General features: G+C 61.9%; 16 protein-coding genes. 4 read left to right on the top strand and 12 right to left on the bottom strand.

The annotated features are described in order from the left end of the window. Nucleotides 1-54 precede the first annotated feature (54 nt). Entirely contained in the window at nucleotides 55-450 is a 396-nt protein-coding gene (locus tag TR36_RS02955; protein WP_153010473.1) for a metallopeptidase family protein, read from the top strand. Nucleotides 451-487: 37 nt separating this feature from the next. Then, on the top strand, nucleotides 488-1,417 hold the full coding sequence (locus tag TR36_RS02950; protein ID WP_045387485.1) for an MBL fold metallo-hydrolase: 930 nt from the start codon (nucleotides 488-490) through the stop codon (nucleotides 1,415-1,417). Here TR36_RS02950 and TR36_RS02945 read toward each other — a convergent pair whose 3' ends face one another. Together TR36_RS02945 and TR36_RS16010 are read right to left on the bottom strand one after the other, a co-directional pair. Next, the gene (locus TR36_RS02945; RefSeq protein WP_062762355.1) at nucleotides 1,418-2,407 is read right to left on the bottom strand and encodes a YcjF family protein; all 990 of its coding nucleotides are present in this window, start codon (nucleotides 2,405-2,407) and stop codon (nucleotides 1,418-1,420) included. Beyond that, complete coding sequence (locus TR36_RS16010) at nucleotides 2,404-3,810, bottom strand: YcjX family protein (protein WP_045387492.1); 1,407 nt, start codon at nucleotides 3,808-3,810, stop codon at nucleotides 2,404-2,406. The genes TR36_RS02945 and TR36_RS16010 overlap by 4 nt, the downstream gene beginning before the upstream one ends. Nucleotides 3,811-3,893: 83 nt before the next feature. Between TR36_RS16010 and truA the strand changes: the two genes are divergently transcribed. Beyond that, nucleotides 3,894-4,667 (top strand): tRNA pseudouridine(38-40) synthase TruA, encoded by a 774-nt coding sequence (gene truA / locus TR36_RS02935; protein WP_062762353.1) that lies wholly within the window; start codon nucleotides 3,894-3,896, stop codon nucleotides 4,665-4,667. Here truA and TR36_RS02930 read toward each other — a convergent pair. From TR36_RS02930 to TR36_RS02915, 4 genes are all read right to left on the bottom strand, one after another. Beyond that, nucleotides 4,657-6,465, bottom strand: coding sequence for an MFS transporter (locus tag TR36_RS02930; protein WP_237763501.1), 1,809 nt, complete (start codon nucleotides 6,463-6,465; stop codon nucleotides 4,657-4,659). The two genes, truA and TR36_RS02930, sit on opposite strands and share 11 nt — an antisense overlap. Nucleotides 6,466-6,647: 182 nt before the next feature. Next, nucleotides 6,648-8,609 carry an acetate--CoA ligase gene (acs, locus tag TR36_RS02925; RefSeq protein WP_045387498.1) on the bottom strand — a complete coding sequence of 654 codons (1,962 nt, stop codon included), beginning with the start codon at nucleotides 8,607-8,609 and terminating at the stop codon, nucleotides 6,648-6,650. 102 nt (nucleotides 8,610-8,711) lie between these two features. Further along, complete coding sequence (locus TR36_RS02920; protein WP_045387500.1) at nucleotides 8,712-9,413, bottom strand: HAD family hydrolase; 702 nt, start codon at nucleotides 9,411-9,413, stop codon at nucleotides 8,712-8,714. 1 nt (nucleotide 9,414) lies between these two features. Beyond that, the gene (locus TR36_RS02915) at nucleotides 9,415-9,714 is read right to left on the bottom strand and encodes a DUF3572 domain-containing protein (protein WP_045387502.1); all 300 of its coding nucleotides are present in this window, start codon (nucleotides 9,712-9,714) and stop codon (nucleotides 9,415-9,417) included. Between the two features lie 116 nt (nucleotides 9,715-9,830). Between TR36_RS02915 and TR36_RS02910 the strand changes: the two genes are divergently transcribed. Then, a complete protein-coding gene (locus TR36_RS02910) occupies nucleotides 9,831-11,177 on the top strand; it encodes a diguanylate cyclase (protein ID WP_045387505.1) in 1,347 nt (448 codons plus the stop codon). A gap of 23 nt (nucleotides 11,178-11,200) precedes the next feature. Here the strand turns inward: TR36_RS02910 and TR36_RS02905 are convergent, their stop codons facing one another. The 6 genes from TR36_RS02905 to TR36_RS02880 all read right to left on the bottom strand — a co-directional run bounded on the left by TR36_RS02905 (nucleotide 11,201) and on the right by TR36_RS02880 (nucleotide 14,780). Then, nucleotides 11,201-11,668, bottom strand: a complete 468-nt coding sequence (locus TR36_RS02905) for a periplasmic heavy metal sensor (RefSeq protein ID WP_062762350.1) — start codon at nucleotides 11,666-11,668, stop codon at nucleotides 11,201-11,203. Then, nucleotides 11,665-12,000, bottom strand: coding sequence for a hypothetical protein (locus tag TR36_RS02900; protein ID WP_045387508.1), 336 nt, complete (start codon nucleotides 11,998-12,000; stop codon nucleotides 11,665-11,667). The genes TR36_RS02905 and TR36_RS02900 overlap by 4 nt, the downstream gene beginning before the upstream one ends. A gap of 2 nt (nucleotides 12,001-12,002) precedes the next feature. After that, nucleotides 12,003-12,590, bottom strand: a complete 588-nt coding sequence (locus tag TR36_RS02895) for an RNA polymerase sigma factor (RefSeq protein ID WP_045387511.1) — start codon at nucleotides 12,588-12,590, stop codon at nucleotides 12,003-12,005. Nucleotides 12,591-12,648: 58 nt separating this feature from the next. Continuing rightward, nucleotides 12,649-13,173: an EF-hand domain-containing protein gene (locus TR36_RS02890; protein WP_052362439.1), complete on the bottom strand. Its 525-nt coding sequence runs from the start codon at nucleotides 13,171-13,173 to the stop codon at nucleotides 12,649-12,651. 84 nt (nucleotides 13,174-13,257) lie between these two features. After that, nucleotides 13,258-13,761, bottom strand: a complete 504-nt coding sequence (locus TR36_RS02885; RefSeq protein WP_237763500.1) for a lipocalin family protein — start codon at nucleotides 13,759-13,761, stop codon at nucleotides 13,258-13,260. Next, the gene (locus TR36_RS02880) at nucleotides 13,743-14,780 is read right to left on the bottom strand and encodes an aldo/keto reductase (protein ID WP_062762347.1); all 1,038 of its coding nucleotides are present in this window, start codon (nucleotides 14,778-14,780) and stop codon (nucleotides 13,743-13,745) included. Before TR36_RS02880 ends, TR36_RS02885 begins: the two co-directional genes overlap by 19 nt. Between the last annotated feature and the right edge of the window lie 70 nt (nucleotides 14,781-14,850).

Genomic DNA, 14,850 nt, shown 5'->3' with positions numbered 1-14,850 from the left:
TGCGTTGCGACAAGCGTTTGAACAGCGTTCGGATGTGGCGGTATGATGGGGCCCATGGATCACATCGCACCCGACCTTGCTACATTAGAAAAGCTTGCTTACCAGACAGTTGCCGACCTGCCGCAGCCCTGGCAGGGCGCAGCCGCGACCATTGTCCTGATCGTGGAGGATTTTCCGGACGAGGCGCTGATGGCGGAAATGGACATCCATGATTCGTTTGCGCTGACGGGTCTGTACGAAGGAATTCCCCTGACGCAGAAGTCGGTGATGGACCAGCCGATGGGCCCCGATGTCATCCGGTTGTTCCGACGTCCGATCCTAGATGAATGGTGCGACCGCGGGAACGTCACTTTACGTGAACTGGTCAGCCATATCATGGTGCATGAACTTGCCCACCACTTCGGTTGGTCCGATGATGATATCGCAGCTATAGACCCGTGGTGGGAATGACCTAATTGTGCATGGAACCTTCAACCGGAGATCAACGATGACAATGACCCGCCGTATGGCACTGGCCTCGGGTGCAGCGCTGCCGCTGGCCACACTCGCCCCTCTTGCTGCCTCCGCACAAACCGCCCCGGCGGCAGAAGACACACCGCGTCTGTCCCATCGCATCGAATTCGGAAATATGACGATCAATGTCCTGCTGGGCGGCGAAGGCGCAGGCACCGAACCGCAGAAGACATTCGGCCTGAATGCATCGGCGGAGGATTTCAACGAGCTGTCCGAAGAGAACTTCATCCCCGCCGACCGGTCGTTCAACAACTACGCCCCCGTTGTGATCGAGGTCGGGGACGAGGTCATCCTGTTCGATACAAGCGTCAATCCGGACAGCATTCTGGCAGCCCTTGCCTCGGCCGGCATCGCGCCCGATGCGATCACCACGCTGGTCATCACCCATATGCACGGTGACCATATCGGCGGCATGTCGGCGGATGGAACGCTGACCTTTCCCAATGCCAAGCTGGTGACAGGCCAGGTGGAAATGGATTACTGGGCACAATCCGGCAATGAGACCTTCGAGTCGAAAGTGCGCCCGTTCATGGATGACTTCCGCCTGATTTCAGGCGATGACGAGGTGGTTCCGGGCATCAAGGCCATCGAGGCATTCGGCCATACACCCGGCATGCTGATGTTCATGCTGACCAATGATGAGGGCAACACCCTTCTGGTGGCGGCCGACATGACCAACCATTACGTCTGGTCCCTGGCCCGTCCGGAATGGGAAGTCCGCTTCGACATGGACAAGCCGACTGCAATTGCCACCCGCCAGAAGGTACTTGCGATGCTCTCGGAAGAGAAGATTCCGTTCATCGGCTACCACATGCCCTTCCCCTCTGTCGGCTATGTCGCAGAAACCGAAGACGGGTTCCGTTTCGTACCGGCCACCTACCAGTTCAAACTGGCTGCAAGCTGATCATTGGCGGGGGGCCTCGGCCTCCCGCTCCCACAATCCGGTCAGTGCGCGCGACAGAAGGTTCGGAATTTTGGGCCGCGGCGCGGTATAGAATGCCATCGGTCGGCTCAGTTCCATTGCCGCCACGCCGATCCGGGCGGTTAGCGCCGCGTTGATCATCCCTTCGCCAAAACGGCGCGACACGCGCGACAACAGCCCGCCCCCAGCCACGGAATGCACCAGATCGTCCGTGACGGCCAAGGCACCGGTTGCCACCAGATAGGAAAATACCCGCGTCATCAGCTTCAGGCTGCCCACATGGCCTGCACTCCCGCCATAGATCTCGGCAATGCGCCGCACCATTCGCAGGTTGGCGAAAAGCGCGGTTGCCACATCGGCCAGCGCAAGGGGAATGAGGGCCGTGGCCACGGCCACCTGCCGTGCTGCGCGCTCGATCTCCCGTCGGGCCTGATCATCCAGTGGCACCAGCAGTTCGGTTTCCGTCATGTCCAGCAGTGCATCGGCGTCAAAGGTCTCGTCCTGCCGCTCCCGCAGTCGGGCCAGCGACCATTTGAGCTCCGGGCGCGTGGCATAAAGCCCCTCGATTCCCTTGACCGTGTGGCGGGCCTGCTTGACGTCCGCCGCCTCCCGCGCCTTTTCGGCCGCCACACGCAGATGATCCAACCGCCCCAGCCGCAGATAGGCCAACGCCTCCCGCCCCGCCAACAGAAGGGCCGCCAGCACCGCAAGCGAGATCAGGGTAAAGCCGATCAAGCCTAGCACCGTGTTCCGGTCCAGAAGCGTGGTTACGAAATCATAGGCCGCCACCGACAGCACGAAACTTCCCGCAGCACCGAATGCCCACAAAGAGAATCGCCACAACCGCGACCGTGGCTTGGCCCCTGCCCGCACGGCCATGTGCAGCGCCCCTTCTTCGGGCAGGTCAGGGACGGCGGGGGCTGCGGCGGGGTCGGCGGCCTCGGTCCAGTCAACAACAAGCGGCTTTTTCACAGGCGATCTCCGATCAGGAACTGTGCGGCACGATCCAGACGGATATGCGGCGGCCCTTCCCCCGGGCGCAGGTTCACGCGGGATGGTGCAAATCCCATCAATGCAAAATCCGCGTCCAGCCATTTTTCGGCCCCGTCCCGGGCCGGGGACAGCAGGCGTGCCGGATCCGAGGGCAATTCCCCCGGATACATCGCCACCTGACGGCCATCGGCCAGACGGCCCCGAACGGCCTCCACGCTTTCGCCGTGGCGGCTTACGGTTTCTTCTACCGTGGCCCGCAGGCTGGCCAGTGACATCGCCTCGGTCCGCGCGCCGGCAAAGGCGGCACGATCACGGGCATCACGCAGCAGCGCCTCCATGATGGATGTCAGGCTGCCATGCTGGGTGTGATGCAGATGGTCGGCCTTTGTTGCGGCAAACAGGATACGTTCCACCCGCTTGCCCATCAGGATCTGCGACAGGAAACTGTTCGCCCCCGGACGGAAGGCGGTCAGGATATCGGCCATCGTCCGACGCAGATCCTCCAGCGCCTGCGGGCCGGAGTGGATTGCCCCCAAGGCATCCACCAGCACCACCTGCCTGTCGATCCGGCTGAAGTGGTTACGAAAGAACGGGCGGACGACCTTGTCCTTATATGCCTCGTACCGCCGGGCCATCTCGTGCCACAGGCTGCCACGCGGCGCAGCTGACGGCCTTGGCATCGGGGCGAATGTCAGCACCGGCGATCCGGCCAGATCACCGGGCAACAGGAACCGCCCCGGCGTGCAGTCGGAATACCCGTCCTCGCGCGCGGTGTTCAGATAATCGGTAAAACTGGCGGCAAGCGCCTGTGCGCGCGGCTCATCCAAGGGCAGGGATCCATCCTCGGCCCGGGCCGTCGCCAGAAAATCACGTGCCTGCGGGCGCTTGGCGATACGGGCAAAGGTGGCATCGGACCATTCCTCGTAGCTCCGCTCCAGCAGGGCAAGATCCAGCAGCCATTCCCCGGGATAGTCGATGATGTCCAGATGCACGGTCTGCATGCCCTGCAGGCCGGAAAACAGCCCCGTCGGACGCACGCGGAACGATAGCCGCAATTCGGATATATGGCGGGTGGAGGCAGGCCAGCGCGGGTCATCCCCCGTCATGGCAGCGAGGTGCTGCTCGTATTCGAAGCGGGGCAGCGTCATATCCGGCTGCGGCTGCAAAAAGACGCTCTCGATCCGGTCATTGGCCTTCAGCTGGGGCATTCGTGCCCGGTCCAGCAGGTTGGCCACCAGCCCCGTGATGAACACGGTCTTGCCCGCGCGCGAAAGACCCGTAACCCCCAGCCGGATGACAGGATCGGAAAAAAGCCCGCCTACGCTGGCAACGGTGCCTTCCACGCGGCGGGTCATGGTATCGGTCAGGGTTGATAGGGCCACGCCATCCTCCGGCAATCTTTGTTGAATGTAGGGCAGATCGCCGCCCTTGTGTAGGGCGCGGCAACGGTGCTACCTCCGCAATCATGCCCAGATATGCGCTGAAAGTTGATTATCACGGCGGGCCGTTCTGCGGCTGGCAAAGGCAGGCCGACGGGCAGGCATCGGTTCAGGCTGCGATCGAGGCGGCCTTGGCACGGTTGGAACCCGGTCCCCATACCATTGCCGCCGCAGGCCGTACCGATGCGGGGGTCCATGCTACAGGCCAGGTCGCGCATTGCGATCTGCCGCGCGAATGGGATCCGTTCAAGCTGGCAGGCGCGCTGAACCACCACCTGAAGCCGGCGCCTGTCGCCATCACCGCCTGCGCGCGCGTGGCCGACGATTTCCATGCAAGGTTTTCGGCGCAGGAACGGCAGTACCTGTTCCGCCTGCAGGCCCGACGCGCCCCCCTTACCCACGATCGCGGGCTGGTCTGGCGTGTTGCGCATCCCCTGTCACTGGATGCCCTGCGTGCGGGGGCCGCACATCTGGTGGGCCATCATGATTTCACGACATTCCGGTCAACGATGTGCCAGGCCGCCTCTCCGGTCAAAACACTGGACGAGATTCTGGTGTCGGAGGTCCCTATCGAAGGTGGGGCGGAATTCCGCTTTACCCTCCGGGCGCGCAGCTTCCTGCATAATCAGGTCCGCTCCATCGTCGGGACATTGGAACGTGTGGGCGCTGGCAGCTGGCAGCCCGACCGTGTTGCCGAGGCATTGGCCGCAAGAAACCGGGCCGCTTGTGGCCCGGTCTGCCCGCCGGACGGGCTGTATCTGACCGGCGTCGGATATCCCGACGATCCGTTCAGCGCTTAACGGGTTGGTCGTCGTCGGCAAAGATATCCTTCTTATGCGTTCCGCCGGGTACAAACAGCGTCCCGATCACGACCGTCATGACCGCCACCACGATCGCATACCACAGACCCGCATAGATATTGCCGGTTTGTGCCGAAATCGCAAAGGCTGTTGCAGGCAGCAGCCCCCCGAACCATCCGTTGCCGATATGATAGGGCAGCGACAGGCCCGAATAGCGGATGCGTGTTGGAAACAGCTCTACCAGCATTGCGGCAATCGGCCCGTACACCATCGTGACCAGCAGGATCAGATAGGTCAGGATCACGACCAGCGTCAGCTTCTGCGGGGTGAAGATATCGAAGAAATGTTCGGCCTTGGCGATGCTGCCGTTCTGCGCCGCATTGGTGGGATAGCCGGCATCCGTCAGTGCCGTTGCAAGCGCTGCCTCAAAGCGTGCCTTTTCTGCCGCCAGCTCCGGACCTGCCAGGGCCGAGGCATCATAGGACGGTATCACCGAATCCCCGACATGGACCGTGGCTGGCCCCACAGCCGCCCCATCGGCGGATGTATAATTGACCGATGCCTTGGCGAGCGCAGCCTTGGCGATATCGCAGGATGAGGTGAATTTCACCGTACCCGTCGGGTTGAACTGGAACGAGCAATCATCCGGCACATGCGTGACCACAACCGGTACTTGCTGCGCTGCGTAGAGTGCGGGGTTCGCGATATGCGTAATCCCCTTGAACACCGGGAAATATGTAAGCGCCGCCAAAAGGCAGCCTGTCAGAATGATGGGCTTGCGGCCGATCCGGTCCGACAATCCGCCAAAGAACAGGAACCCACCGGTACCCAAGATCAGGGCCCATGCGATGAACACATTGGCGCTGAAGCTGTCGATCTTTACCACGTTCTGCACAAAGAACAGCGCGTAGAACTGCCCCGAGTACCAAACTACGGCCTGCCCGGCAGTCAGGCCCAGAAGGGCGATCAGGGCAATGCGACCGTTTTTCCAGTTGCCGAACGCCTCGCGCATCGGGGCCTTGGAAGCACGGCCCTCGCTTTTCATCTTCTTGAAGGCGGGCGATTCCTCCATCTGCAGACGGATATAAAGCGATATTGCCAGCAGAACCGAAGAACCAAGGAACGGAATACGCCATCCCCATGCGTTGAACGCCGAGATCATCTGCGGTGTGCCATCTGCCAGCAGAACAGGATTACCGGCCAGATCCAGCAGCGGCTGCGAGGGGTAATTTCCGTTCACATAGCTCTGCACCAGTAGAATCACGATCAGCGACAGCAGCAGACCCAAGGTGGCTGTTGTCTGGATAAACGCCGTATAATAGCCGCGACGGTTGCGCGGGGCATGTTCGGCCACATAGACCGCAGCCCCGCCATATTCTCCGCCCAAGGCCAAGCCCTGAAGCATGCGCAGCGCGATCAGGATGATCGGGGCCACGATCCCCCAGCTGGTATAGCCGGGCAGCAGACCCACCAGAAAGGTGGAGAACCCCATGATCAGGATCGTGATGAGGAAGGTATATTTACGCCCGACCAGATCACCGATCGATCCGAACACAAGCGCACCGAAAGGCCGCACCAGAAACCCGGCGGCAAAGGCCAGCAGCGCAAACACATTGCGCGTGGCTTCGGGAAAGGCGGTGAAAAATTGCGCGCCGATAATCGCGGCCAGCGAGCCATAGAGATAGAAATCATACCATTCGAAGATGGTCCCCGCAGAAGAGGCAAGGATGACCTTCTTCTCCTCTCGGGTCATGGGACGGGATCGCGCATGATCCTGCTGGTCAGCCATGTTTACCATGTTATTCAACCTCCCTGTTACAGGACGCAGACCAACGGGGAAGCCCGTGTGGCCACGTCCGGATCCCTCGTTGATATCGGGCCACATGGTGTGGCCTCCTCCTTCATCGGCCGCAGCCCTCCCAAGCCGCAAAACCGATGCCCTTGCGCGCGCCACCGGGGCGGCGCGCGTGACCGCAATTCCTACGCGTCGGCGCGGTTCTTGCGATGTTCGATCAGGTCATCCACCACAGCCGGATCGGCCAGCGTGGAGGTATCCCCCAAAGCCCCGAAATCATCCTCGGCGATCTTGCGCAGAATACGGCGCATAATCTTGCCTGAACGGGTCTTTGGCAGGCCCGGCGCCCATTGCAGATGATCGGGCGTGGCAATCGGGCCGATTTCACGGCGCACCCAGGCCCGCAGATCATCCAGCAGTTTGTCCGACGGGGTGACGTTGTTCATCAGGGTGACATAGGCATAGATCCCCTGCCCCTTGATATCATGGGGAAAGCCGACAACCGCCGCCTCGGCCACATCGGGATGGGCCACCAGCGCGGATTCAACTTCGGCTGTGCCCATGCGGTGGCCGGACACGTTCAGCACATCATCGACGCGGCCCGTGATCCAGTAATCCCCGTCGGCATCCCTGCGGCATCCGTCACCGGTGAAATAATACCCTTTGTACTGGCTGAAATAGGCATCCTCGAACCGTTCATGATCCCCCCAGAGGGTGCGCATCTGGCCCGGCCAGCTATCGGCAATCGCCAGAACGCCCTCGGTCTCTCCCTCCAGTTCCACCCCCGTGGTCGGATCCAGCACGACGGGCTTCACCCCGAAAAACGGCTTGGTGGCAGAACCGGGTTTGGTGGCGGTGGCACCGGGCAGCGGGGTCAGCATATGGCCGCCCGTTTCGGTCTGCCAGAACGTATCGACGATCGGGCACTTGCCTTTGCCGATATGGGTATTGAACCATGACCATGCCTCGGGGTTGATCGGTTCCCCGACCGTTCCCAGCACCTTCAGGGTGGAGAGATCGTATTTCGCGGGCCATTCCTCTCCTTGCCCGACCAGGGCGCGGATGGCCGTGGGCGCGGTATAGAACTGGGTCACCTTGTGCTTCTGCACCACATCCCAGAACCGTCCGGCATCGGGATAGGTTGGCGTACCCTCGAACATCAGCGTCGTTGCGCCATTCACCAGGGGGCCGTAAACGATATAGCTATGCCCCGTGACCCAGCCGACATCGGCGGTACACCAGTAGATATCCCCCTCGTGGTAATCGAAAACCAACCGGTGCGTCATTGCGGAATACAGCAGGTAACCGCCGGTCGTATGCACCACGCCCTTGGGGCGCCCGGTAGAACCGGAGGTATAGAGAATGAACAGCGGATCCTCGGCCCCCATCGGGCGCGGCGGGCATTCGGGCGCGACGGTGGCCATCATCGCCTTTACGTCCACGTCACGACCCTCGATCCAGGTGATCTGGTCCCCCGTGTGCTTGACCACCAGGCAGCGCACCTTTTCCGAACAGCGCAACAAGGCGGCGTCGGTGTTTGATTTCAACGCCGTTCGTTTGCCGCCCCGCGGGGCCGTATCTGCGGTGATGACCAGTTTGGCTCCGCAATCATTGATGCGGTTGGCAAGGCTGTCGGGAGAGAACCCCGCAAAAACCACCGAATGGATGGCCCCGATCCGCGCGCAGGCCAGCATCGCATAGGCGGCCTCGGGAATCATGGGCAGATAGATCACCACACGGTCGCCCCGCATGATCCCCTGGCTCAGCAGCACATTGGCAAAACGGTTCACCTTTTCCGAAAGTTCGGCATAGGTGATGTGCAACGCAGGGGCGGCCGGATCATCCGGCTCCCAGATGATGGCGGTCTGCGCGGCGCGGGCTGGAAGATGCCGGTCGATACAATTGACGGAGGCATTCAATACGCCATCCTCGAACCAGCGGATATTGACCTGACCATGGGTCTGATCGGTGTTCTTCACCTTGGTGAACGGGGTAATCCAGTCAAGGCTCCGGCCCTCATGCCCCCAGAAACCGTCAGGGTCGGTAATCGATTGGGTATAAAGCCGCGTATAGTCATCGGCATCGATCAACGCATGGGCCACGAAATCCTTGGCGGGCGGAAAAACGGCCCGGCTATGGTCCGACATAGAAAGCTCCTTCCTATAACGCCGCACCGCAAGGCTCCCCCACCTCGCAGCGCAGCTTATCATATAACCTAATGCAGTTATTTCGTTCTGACGATATAAATCTTATGCATCCGGAGACTGTAATTTTTCGATCCATTCCGGCAAGGCGCCGATGTCCGTCAGAACCGCATCCGCCAGCGGCTGAAGGTCTGCACGCATGGCAGGCCCTGTCAGGACACCCACCGAAATCATGCCTGCCGCGCGGGCGGCGGCCAGATCATGGGTACTATCGCCAACCATGATGACCTCGGCAGGGTCAAACCCCGTATGCCGGCAGAAGGCATGAAGCTGCCCTGCCGCAGGTTTCCCCCCGAAACCGCTGTCCGATCCGGCCACAAAGGCGAAATGATCGGCAATGCCATGCGTTTCCAGATGAACGCGGGCAGGCTGCTCGGAATCGTTCGTGGCCACTCCCAGAACAAGGCCCCTTTCGCGCAATCTGTCTAACAATGGCAGAAGTGGTACGGCAGGTACCATCGGCGCACGAGCGGCCTCTTCGTTCATGCAGGCAACCAGATCGGCCCGCGTCCATTCGGGCAGATGCGCGATCAGCACATCGGTGATGTCATCCGGCGTTCCGGCAATGACAGGGCTATCGGAGGCGAAACGGGCCGTGGCAGGATCATAGCCGATCACCCGTGCCAGATGGGCCTGCACGGCAGAATCAGGGCTGAGCGTGGCCAGAAACCCCGCTGCCCATACCCCCCAGCTCTGGTGGAAATCGAACAGTGTCCCGTCCTTGTCGAAGATGATTCCCCGAATCATTTCATGTCCAATGCGGCAGGTTGCCGCCCGGCAGAACCGCCCGGGCCTGCATCGGTTCGGTATAGGCACGGCGGTTATTATCGCAGAATGCGATCACCCGCTCATCCTCGGACAGCAGGAAATCCAGCACGGCCCCCAGAAAGCTGGGATCGGCCGCCGCGTCGCGCAGGCTGTCCACGCCTGCCCCTGTCTGGGCCATGAAATCGGGGAGTAATTCGGGCTGCCCCGCAAGCCACATGAGCGCTTCGAGGGCAAGTGCTTCGGCACTCTCGATCGAGGGGAGAGGAGTTTGTGATGTCATGCTTAATAACGTCCAAGTGAGGGGGCAGATGCAAGAGAAGGATGAGCAGAAATGATTTCTTAACCAATTTCCGGCCAAGGTAATAACGATAAGGCAACATCCAACAGGGGGCGATCATGAACGGACGTATTCTAGTCATCGACCCGGTTGCCAGCAGCCGCACCTGCACGAACCTGCGCCTGATCGCCAGCTGTTATGTTCCGATGCTGGTCGAACGGGTGGAGGATGCACTACCCGCCGCACGGCAAGAAAAGCTGGGTGCCATCCTGATAGACACCCCCGATCCGGTTGAAGATCTACGCACCCTGCGCAGGGATCCGCGTCTGCGCGACATTCCCACGATCGTCCTTTCCGCCGGGACGGACCCGTCCCTTCGCATCACGGTACTGAAGGCCGGTGCGATCGATTATATGCAGAAACCCGTTGATGATGCCCTGTTGGCCGCACGCCTGCGGGCAATCTTGCGCCAGAATGCCGCCGCAGACGAGGCGGGCCCCGCCCCGTCGGGCCTGGCCGAGGATGCACCGGCATTCGAACGTCCGGGGTGCGTGGCGCTGATCGGAAATCCGTCCGATTGCGTTTCGCGCCTGCGTGCCGACCTGCGGGACCATATCCGCGATACGATCTGCGTCATGTCGCGTGAAGAGGTCCTGAGCGATTCCGAGAATTCCCCCGATGTCTATGTCATCGATGCCGATCTGGGCGGTCTTGGTGGCGGCCTTCGGTTGATGTCCGACCTGCGGTCACGCGCCGCGACCCGCCATGCGCATGTCTGTATCGTCGGGCATGCCCTGCGTCCCGATGCGGCGGCCATGGCATGGGATCTGGGCGCGGATGAGGTTGTGACCACACCATTGGCCCCGGATGAACTGGCCTTGCGCCTTGGCACGATGATGCAGGGCAAACGGGCAATGGATGGCCGCCGCGCCTCTGTGGCGCAGGGGCTGCGCATGGCCATGGTCGATCCCCTGACCGGATTGCACAACCGCCGCTTTGCCATGCCCCGCCTGCAGACGATGGCGCAGGCCGATCTCGCCATTCTGCTGATCGATCTTGACCGTTTCAAATCGGTGAATGACCGCTGGGGCCATGCCGCGGGCGATGTCGTCCTTTCCGAAGTCGCCGCACGCCTTGCTGCACAATTGCGCCCCGGCGATCTGGTGGCACGGATCGGCGGTGAGGAATTTCTGATCGCCCTGCCCGACATGAAACTGGCTGCTGCCCTGGACATTGCCGAGCGGCTGTGCCGCGAGGTGGCTGGAACGCCGGTCACGATCCCTTCGGGAGAGGATTTGTGCGTGACGATCTCCATCGGCCTTGCCACACGCGGACGCATGGGGACCGAGCCTGTAATGGATACCGTGGACCGCGCCGATCACGCCCTGCTGCAATCAAAGGCAGCGGGGCGCAACCAGGTTACGGTCGGATCGGCCGCGCCGGAATGGGCGGCCCGCTCGGCCTGAGGCCGCCCTGCCTCGGGGCGGGATCAACGACGGGGGGGCGGCGCCGGCTGTTTCCGTCCAGCCTCCAACCGGTCGGCAAAGTCCGCACGTTCTTCGGGGGTCATGGCCGCCAGCCGTTCCGACAGCAGTCGCTGGCCCTGCCCCATGATCCAGGCACCCCGCGCCTGCTGCCGTGCAAATATCTTGTCGATGGCTGCCGCATCATAAGGTTCCGTACGCAGGATCGCCGAGATCTGCTCCATCTCTTTCTGCATATCCGTCATCGCCGTCCGCAATTCCGGCTTCTGCGCCCGGAACGCGTTGCGGATTGCGCGTCGGTCATCAACGCTCAGCGCGGCATCAAAGGGGCCAAAGACGAAACTGCGCTCCCCGTCACGCCGCGGCGGATCCCGGAGCACCGCCCCTGCCACAATACCAGCCACTGCCAGGTTAAGGGCGACCGATACAGCAAGCGCGATACGAAGGGTGCGGGAATGCAGTCGGAGTATCATTGTGTCTCGTCCGTTAGAAAATCATAGGTCGGAATTACCTCGACCGAAGTGACGGCCCAATAAGCGGCCGTAACGCGGGAAACCGTGTCCGGTTGGGAAAACCCGACCCACACACCGGCAATCGCTGCACTGGCCATGCCGGCAGATGCCCCGGATACCCCCAGCAACCAGCCAAGGAACCGCCAGGGCGATCGCACAGGCGCCGGAGGGGCCGTGACAGGTCGGGCCATATTGTCTTCGGCATCGGCCATAATACGCGCCAGCAGATCCGGGGACGGCTCGGAAGGCGTGCGTCGCGCTTCGGCAAAAAGATCGTTCAGATCGGTATGCATTATCAGCCCTCCTCGAATCCCAATTGCTGTCGCTGGCCTGAAAGAAGCGCGGCCAAGGCCCGCTTCCCCCGCGCGGTCAGACTTTCGACCGCTTCAACACCGATATCCATGATACCAGCAATCTCGTCATTCCCCAGCCCTTCGATATGGCGCAGTACCACAGCCTGGCGCTGGCGCTCAGGCAAACCGGCAAGGGCGGCATCCAGCGCGCGCATCCTGTCGCCCGCCATCATCGCCTGCTCCACCGATGGTGCTGCGTCCTCTATCTCGGGCGCATCATCCAGGGTAACCGATTTACGCCGCTTGCGCAGCCGGTCGGTACACAGGTTCGCAGTGACACGGTACAGCCAGGTTGTCAGCTTGGCCTCTCCCTGCCGCCACTCGGGCGCCATGCGCCACAAACGGACCATGGCCTCCTGCGCGACATCCTCGGCCTCGGCCCTGTCGGACAGCACGCGGGCGGCAAATCCCAGCACACGTGGTGTCAATCGCAACGTCAACGCCCGAGCTGCCGCCTTGTCCCCATTCGCATAGAGAATCAGCAGCGCATCATCCGTCACGTCCGTCATCTGGTCCAATGGCATAAGCATACGCCGCTGTAATGCATCTGCCCGCCGCAGTCACGAGGACCACGGCGGGCAACACGCCTTAGTTATCGCCCTCGGGTGCAGGACCACGATGCTGACGCATCATGTCATGGGCCTTGCTCAACTCCTCGCGGCTCAACGATCCGTCCTGATCGGTATCCAGGCGCTTCATCATCCGCGCATCCGGGCCTTCGGGCGGGGTCGCCAGCTCTGTCACCGACAGAAGTCCGTCACCGTCCGTATCCAGCTGTTCGACCATTCTCTCGGCACGATGCTTGGCACGCTCCATCTGGCGTTCCGCATCGGCATTGGCCAGTTCGTCCACGCTCAGCTTGCCGTCGTTATTGGCATCCAGTTTCGCGGCACGGTCAGCACGCAGCGCATTCAGTTCGTCCTGCGTCACGGCGCCGTCACCGTTGGTGTCCAACTGGTCAAAGTCGGGCATCATCATCGGACGGTGACCGGCGCCTTCTTTTTGCGCATGCGGGGGGCGCGGCTGGCCTTCGGGGGCCTCTTGGGCAAACGCTGTCGACAGCCCTGCTGCCGTGATCGCGGCAAGAGTCAGTCCGGTCAGAAATTTCGTCATGGTATTACTCCTGTTTGGGGCAGTTGTAACCGCCTTCCGAAAGAGTAAACGCGCGCCCCCCGCCGTTCCGTCGCAAAAAATCGGCTACCAGCTGCGAAACCGCGCTAAGTCATAGCTATTCCAGTCAAAAATTTCCCGCGCAGCCTTCAGCCGGTCCGGCGGGATTCCCCCTGTCCGGTCCAGTACAAAGCCGAAATTTCCCGATGGCGTGCCGATGGCCATGCTCCGCCGGTCATAATCGATCCACAGGATCCACCAGGGTTCGGCCGCGCCCGCAGGCTGCAGCCGCGCAGGGCCCGTTACAGCATAGGTCCCCGCAAACTCCCGCTCTGCTCCATCAAGGCACAACTGCCCCTTGACCGCCCCGGGGCTGAATGTCAGCGATCCCGGCACACAGTCCGCGCCAAAGCCCCCGACCTGCTTCCACGTTCCCGCCAGATCGGCAGTATCGAATGTGGCGTTGGACCAGATGGGGGCGGTTCGATCGCGAAACACCGACGGTTCGGGCGGTGCGGGTGCGCGGGCGCAGGACGCCAGCGCAACAACGGCCACCAATGCGGCGCGGCGCATCAGAAGGGTGCCGGCCAAGCGCGATGCGCCTGATCGATTTCGGCCAGAACCTCGTCCGACAGGGTCACGTTGACCGACGTCAGCGCCGTTTTCAGCTGATTGAGGTTGGTGGCCCCGATGATCGGCACGCAGGGGAACGGACGCGAGCGATAGAAGGCAAGTGCCATCTGCGACGGATCCAGCCCATGGGTTTTCGCGATGCCCAGATAGCCTGCGACCGCTTCGAACACGAAGGGAGAGATCCGCCCCCCCAATTCGGCACTGCGTTCGCGGCGCGATCCCGCAGGTACGACATCGCCCGCGTATTTTCCGGTCAGCAGTCCGGTTGCCAAGGGCGAATACCCCAGCAGAGGCATGTTTTCCATGGCCGCAAATTCTGCCCAGTCGGTATCGAAATGGCGGCACAGCAACGAATATTCGTTCTGTACGGTCATCATGCGTGGCAGATTGTTGGCCTCGGCCATCCGCAACCAGCCGGCAGCCCCCCAGACGCTATCATTGGACAGGCCGAAATGGCGCACCTTGCCGGCATCCCGAAGCCGACCGGCCTCTTCCAGGATCGCCATCATGTCCGCCTCGACCGCCGCCTTGTCCGAACGCGGTTCAAATCCCCAGTTCTTGCGGAAGTGGTAGGTGCCGCGGTTCGGCCAGTGCATCTGGTACAGATCGATATAATCCGTGCCCAGACGGCGCAGGGAATCGTCCACCGCCTGACGCATCCGTTCAGGGCTGATCGGCGCCCCTTCGGCCGCCACGCTGCCCGCGCCCGAAACCTTCGTCGCGATGATCATCCTGTCTCGGCCACCCTTTGCCGCCAGCCATGACCCGATGATCGCCTCGGTGTGCCCCACCGTTTCGGGCAGGGCCGGCGCCACGGGATACATCTCGGCGGTATCGAGAAAGTTCACGCCGTGGTCCAGCGCCATCGCGATCTGTTCATGCCCTTCGCTCTCGGTGTTCTGGGACCCCCAGGTCATTGTTCCGAGGCAAAGTTCCGACACCGACAATCCGGTGTGCCCAAGAGGTATCTGTTTCATGTCCGGCCTTTCCTGTTCGAAGCGAACCCTAGCCTTTGGTGACCGATTGGCAAGCCTGCTTGAGGCTTGG

The organism is Falsirhodobacter sp. alg1 (genome assembly GCF_000739715.2).
Lineage (GTDB): Bacteria > Pseudomonadota > Alphaproteobacteria > Rhodobacterales > Rhodobacteraceae > Falsirhodobacter.
This window is presented reverse-complemented; position numbering and strand designations above follow the sequence as displayed.

Bases quoted from the DNA above. Each gene is read 5' to 3' on its own strand.
- TR36_RS02955 (WP_153010473.1), top strand. From the start codon at position 55: ATGGATCACATCGCACCCGACCTTGCTACATTAGAAAAGCTTGCTTAC.
- TR36_RS02950 (WP_045387485.1), top strand. From the start codon at position 488: ATGACAATGACCCGCCGTATGGCACTGGCCTCGGGTGCAGCGCTGCCG.
- truA (WP_062762353.1), top strand. From the start codon at position 3,894: ATGCCCAGATATGCGCTGAAAGTTGATTATCACGGCGGGCCGTTCTGC.
- TR36_RS02930 (WP_237763501.1), bottom strand. From the start codon at position 6,465: ATGGTAAACATGGCTGACCAGCAGGATCATGCGCGATCCCGTCCCATG.
- acs (WP_045387498.1), bottom strand. From the start codon at position 8,609: ATGTCGGACCATAGCCGGGCCGTTTTTCCGCCCGCCAAGGATTTCGTG.
- TR36_RS02920 (WP_045387500.1), bottom strand. From the start codon at position 9,413: ATGATTCGGGGAATCATCTTCGACAAGGACGGGACACTGTTCGATTTC.
- TR36_RS02915 (WP_045387502.1), bottom strand. From the start codon at position 9,714: ATGACATCACAAACTCCTCTCCCCTCGATCGAGAGTGCCGAAGCACTT.
- TR36_RS02910 (WP_045387505.1), top strand. From the start codon at position 9,831: ATGAACGGACGTATTCTAGTCATCGACCCGGTTGCCAGCAGCCGCACC.
- TR36_RS02905 (WP_062762350.1), bottom strand. From the start codon at position 11,668: ATGATACTCCGACTGCATTCCCGCACCCTTCGTATCGCGCTTGCTGTA.
- TR36_RS02900 (WP_045387508.1), bottom strand. From the start codon at position 12,000: ATGCATACCGATCTGAACGATCTTTTTGCCGAAGCGCGACGCACGCCT.
- TR36_RS02895 (WP_045387511.1), bottom strand. From the start codon at position 12,590: ATGCTTATGCCATTGGACCAGATGACGGACGTGACGGATGATGCGCTG.
- TR36_RS02890 (WP_052362439.1), bottom strand. From the start codon at position 13,173: ATGACGAAATTTCTGACCGGACTGACTCTTGCCGCGATCACGGCAGCA.
- TR36_RS02880 (WP_062762347.1), bottom strand. From the start codon at position 14,780: ATGAAACAGATACCTCTTGGGCACACCGGATTGTCGGTGTCGGAACTT.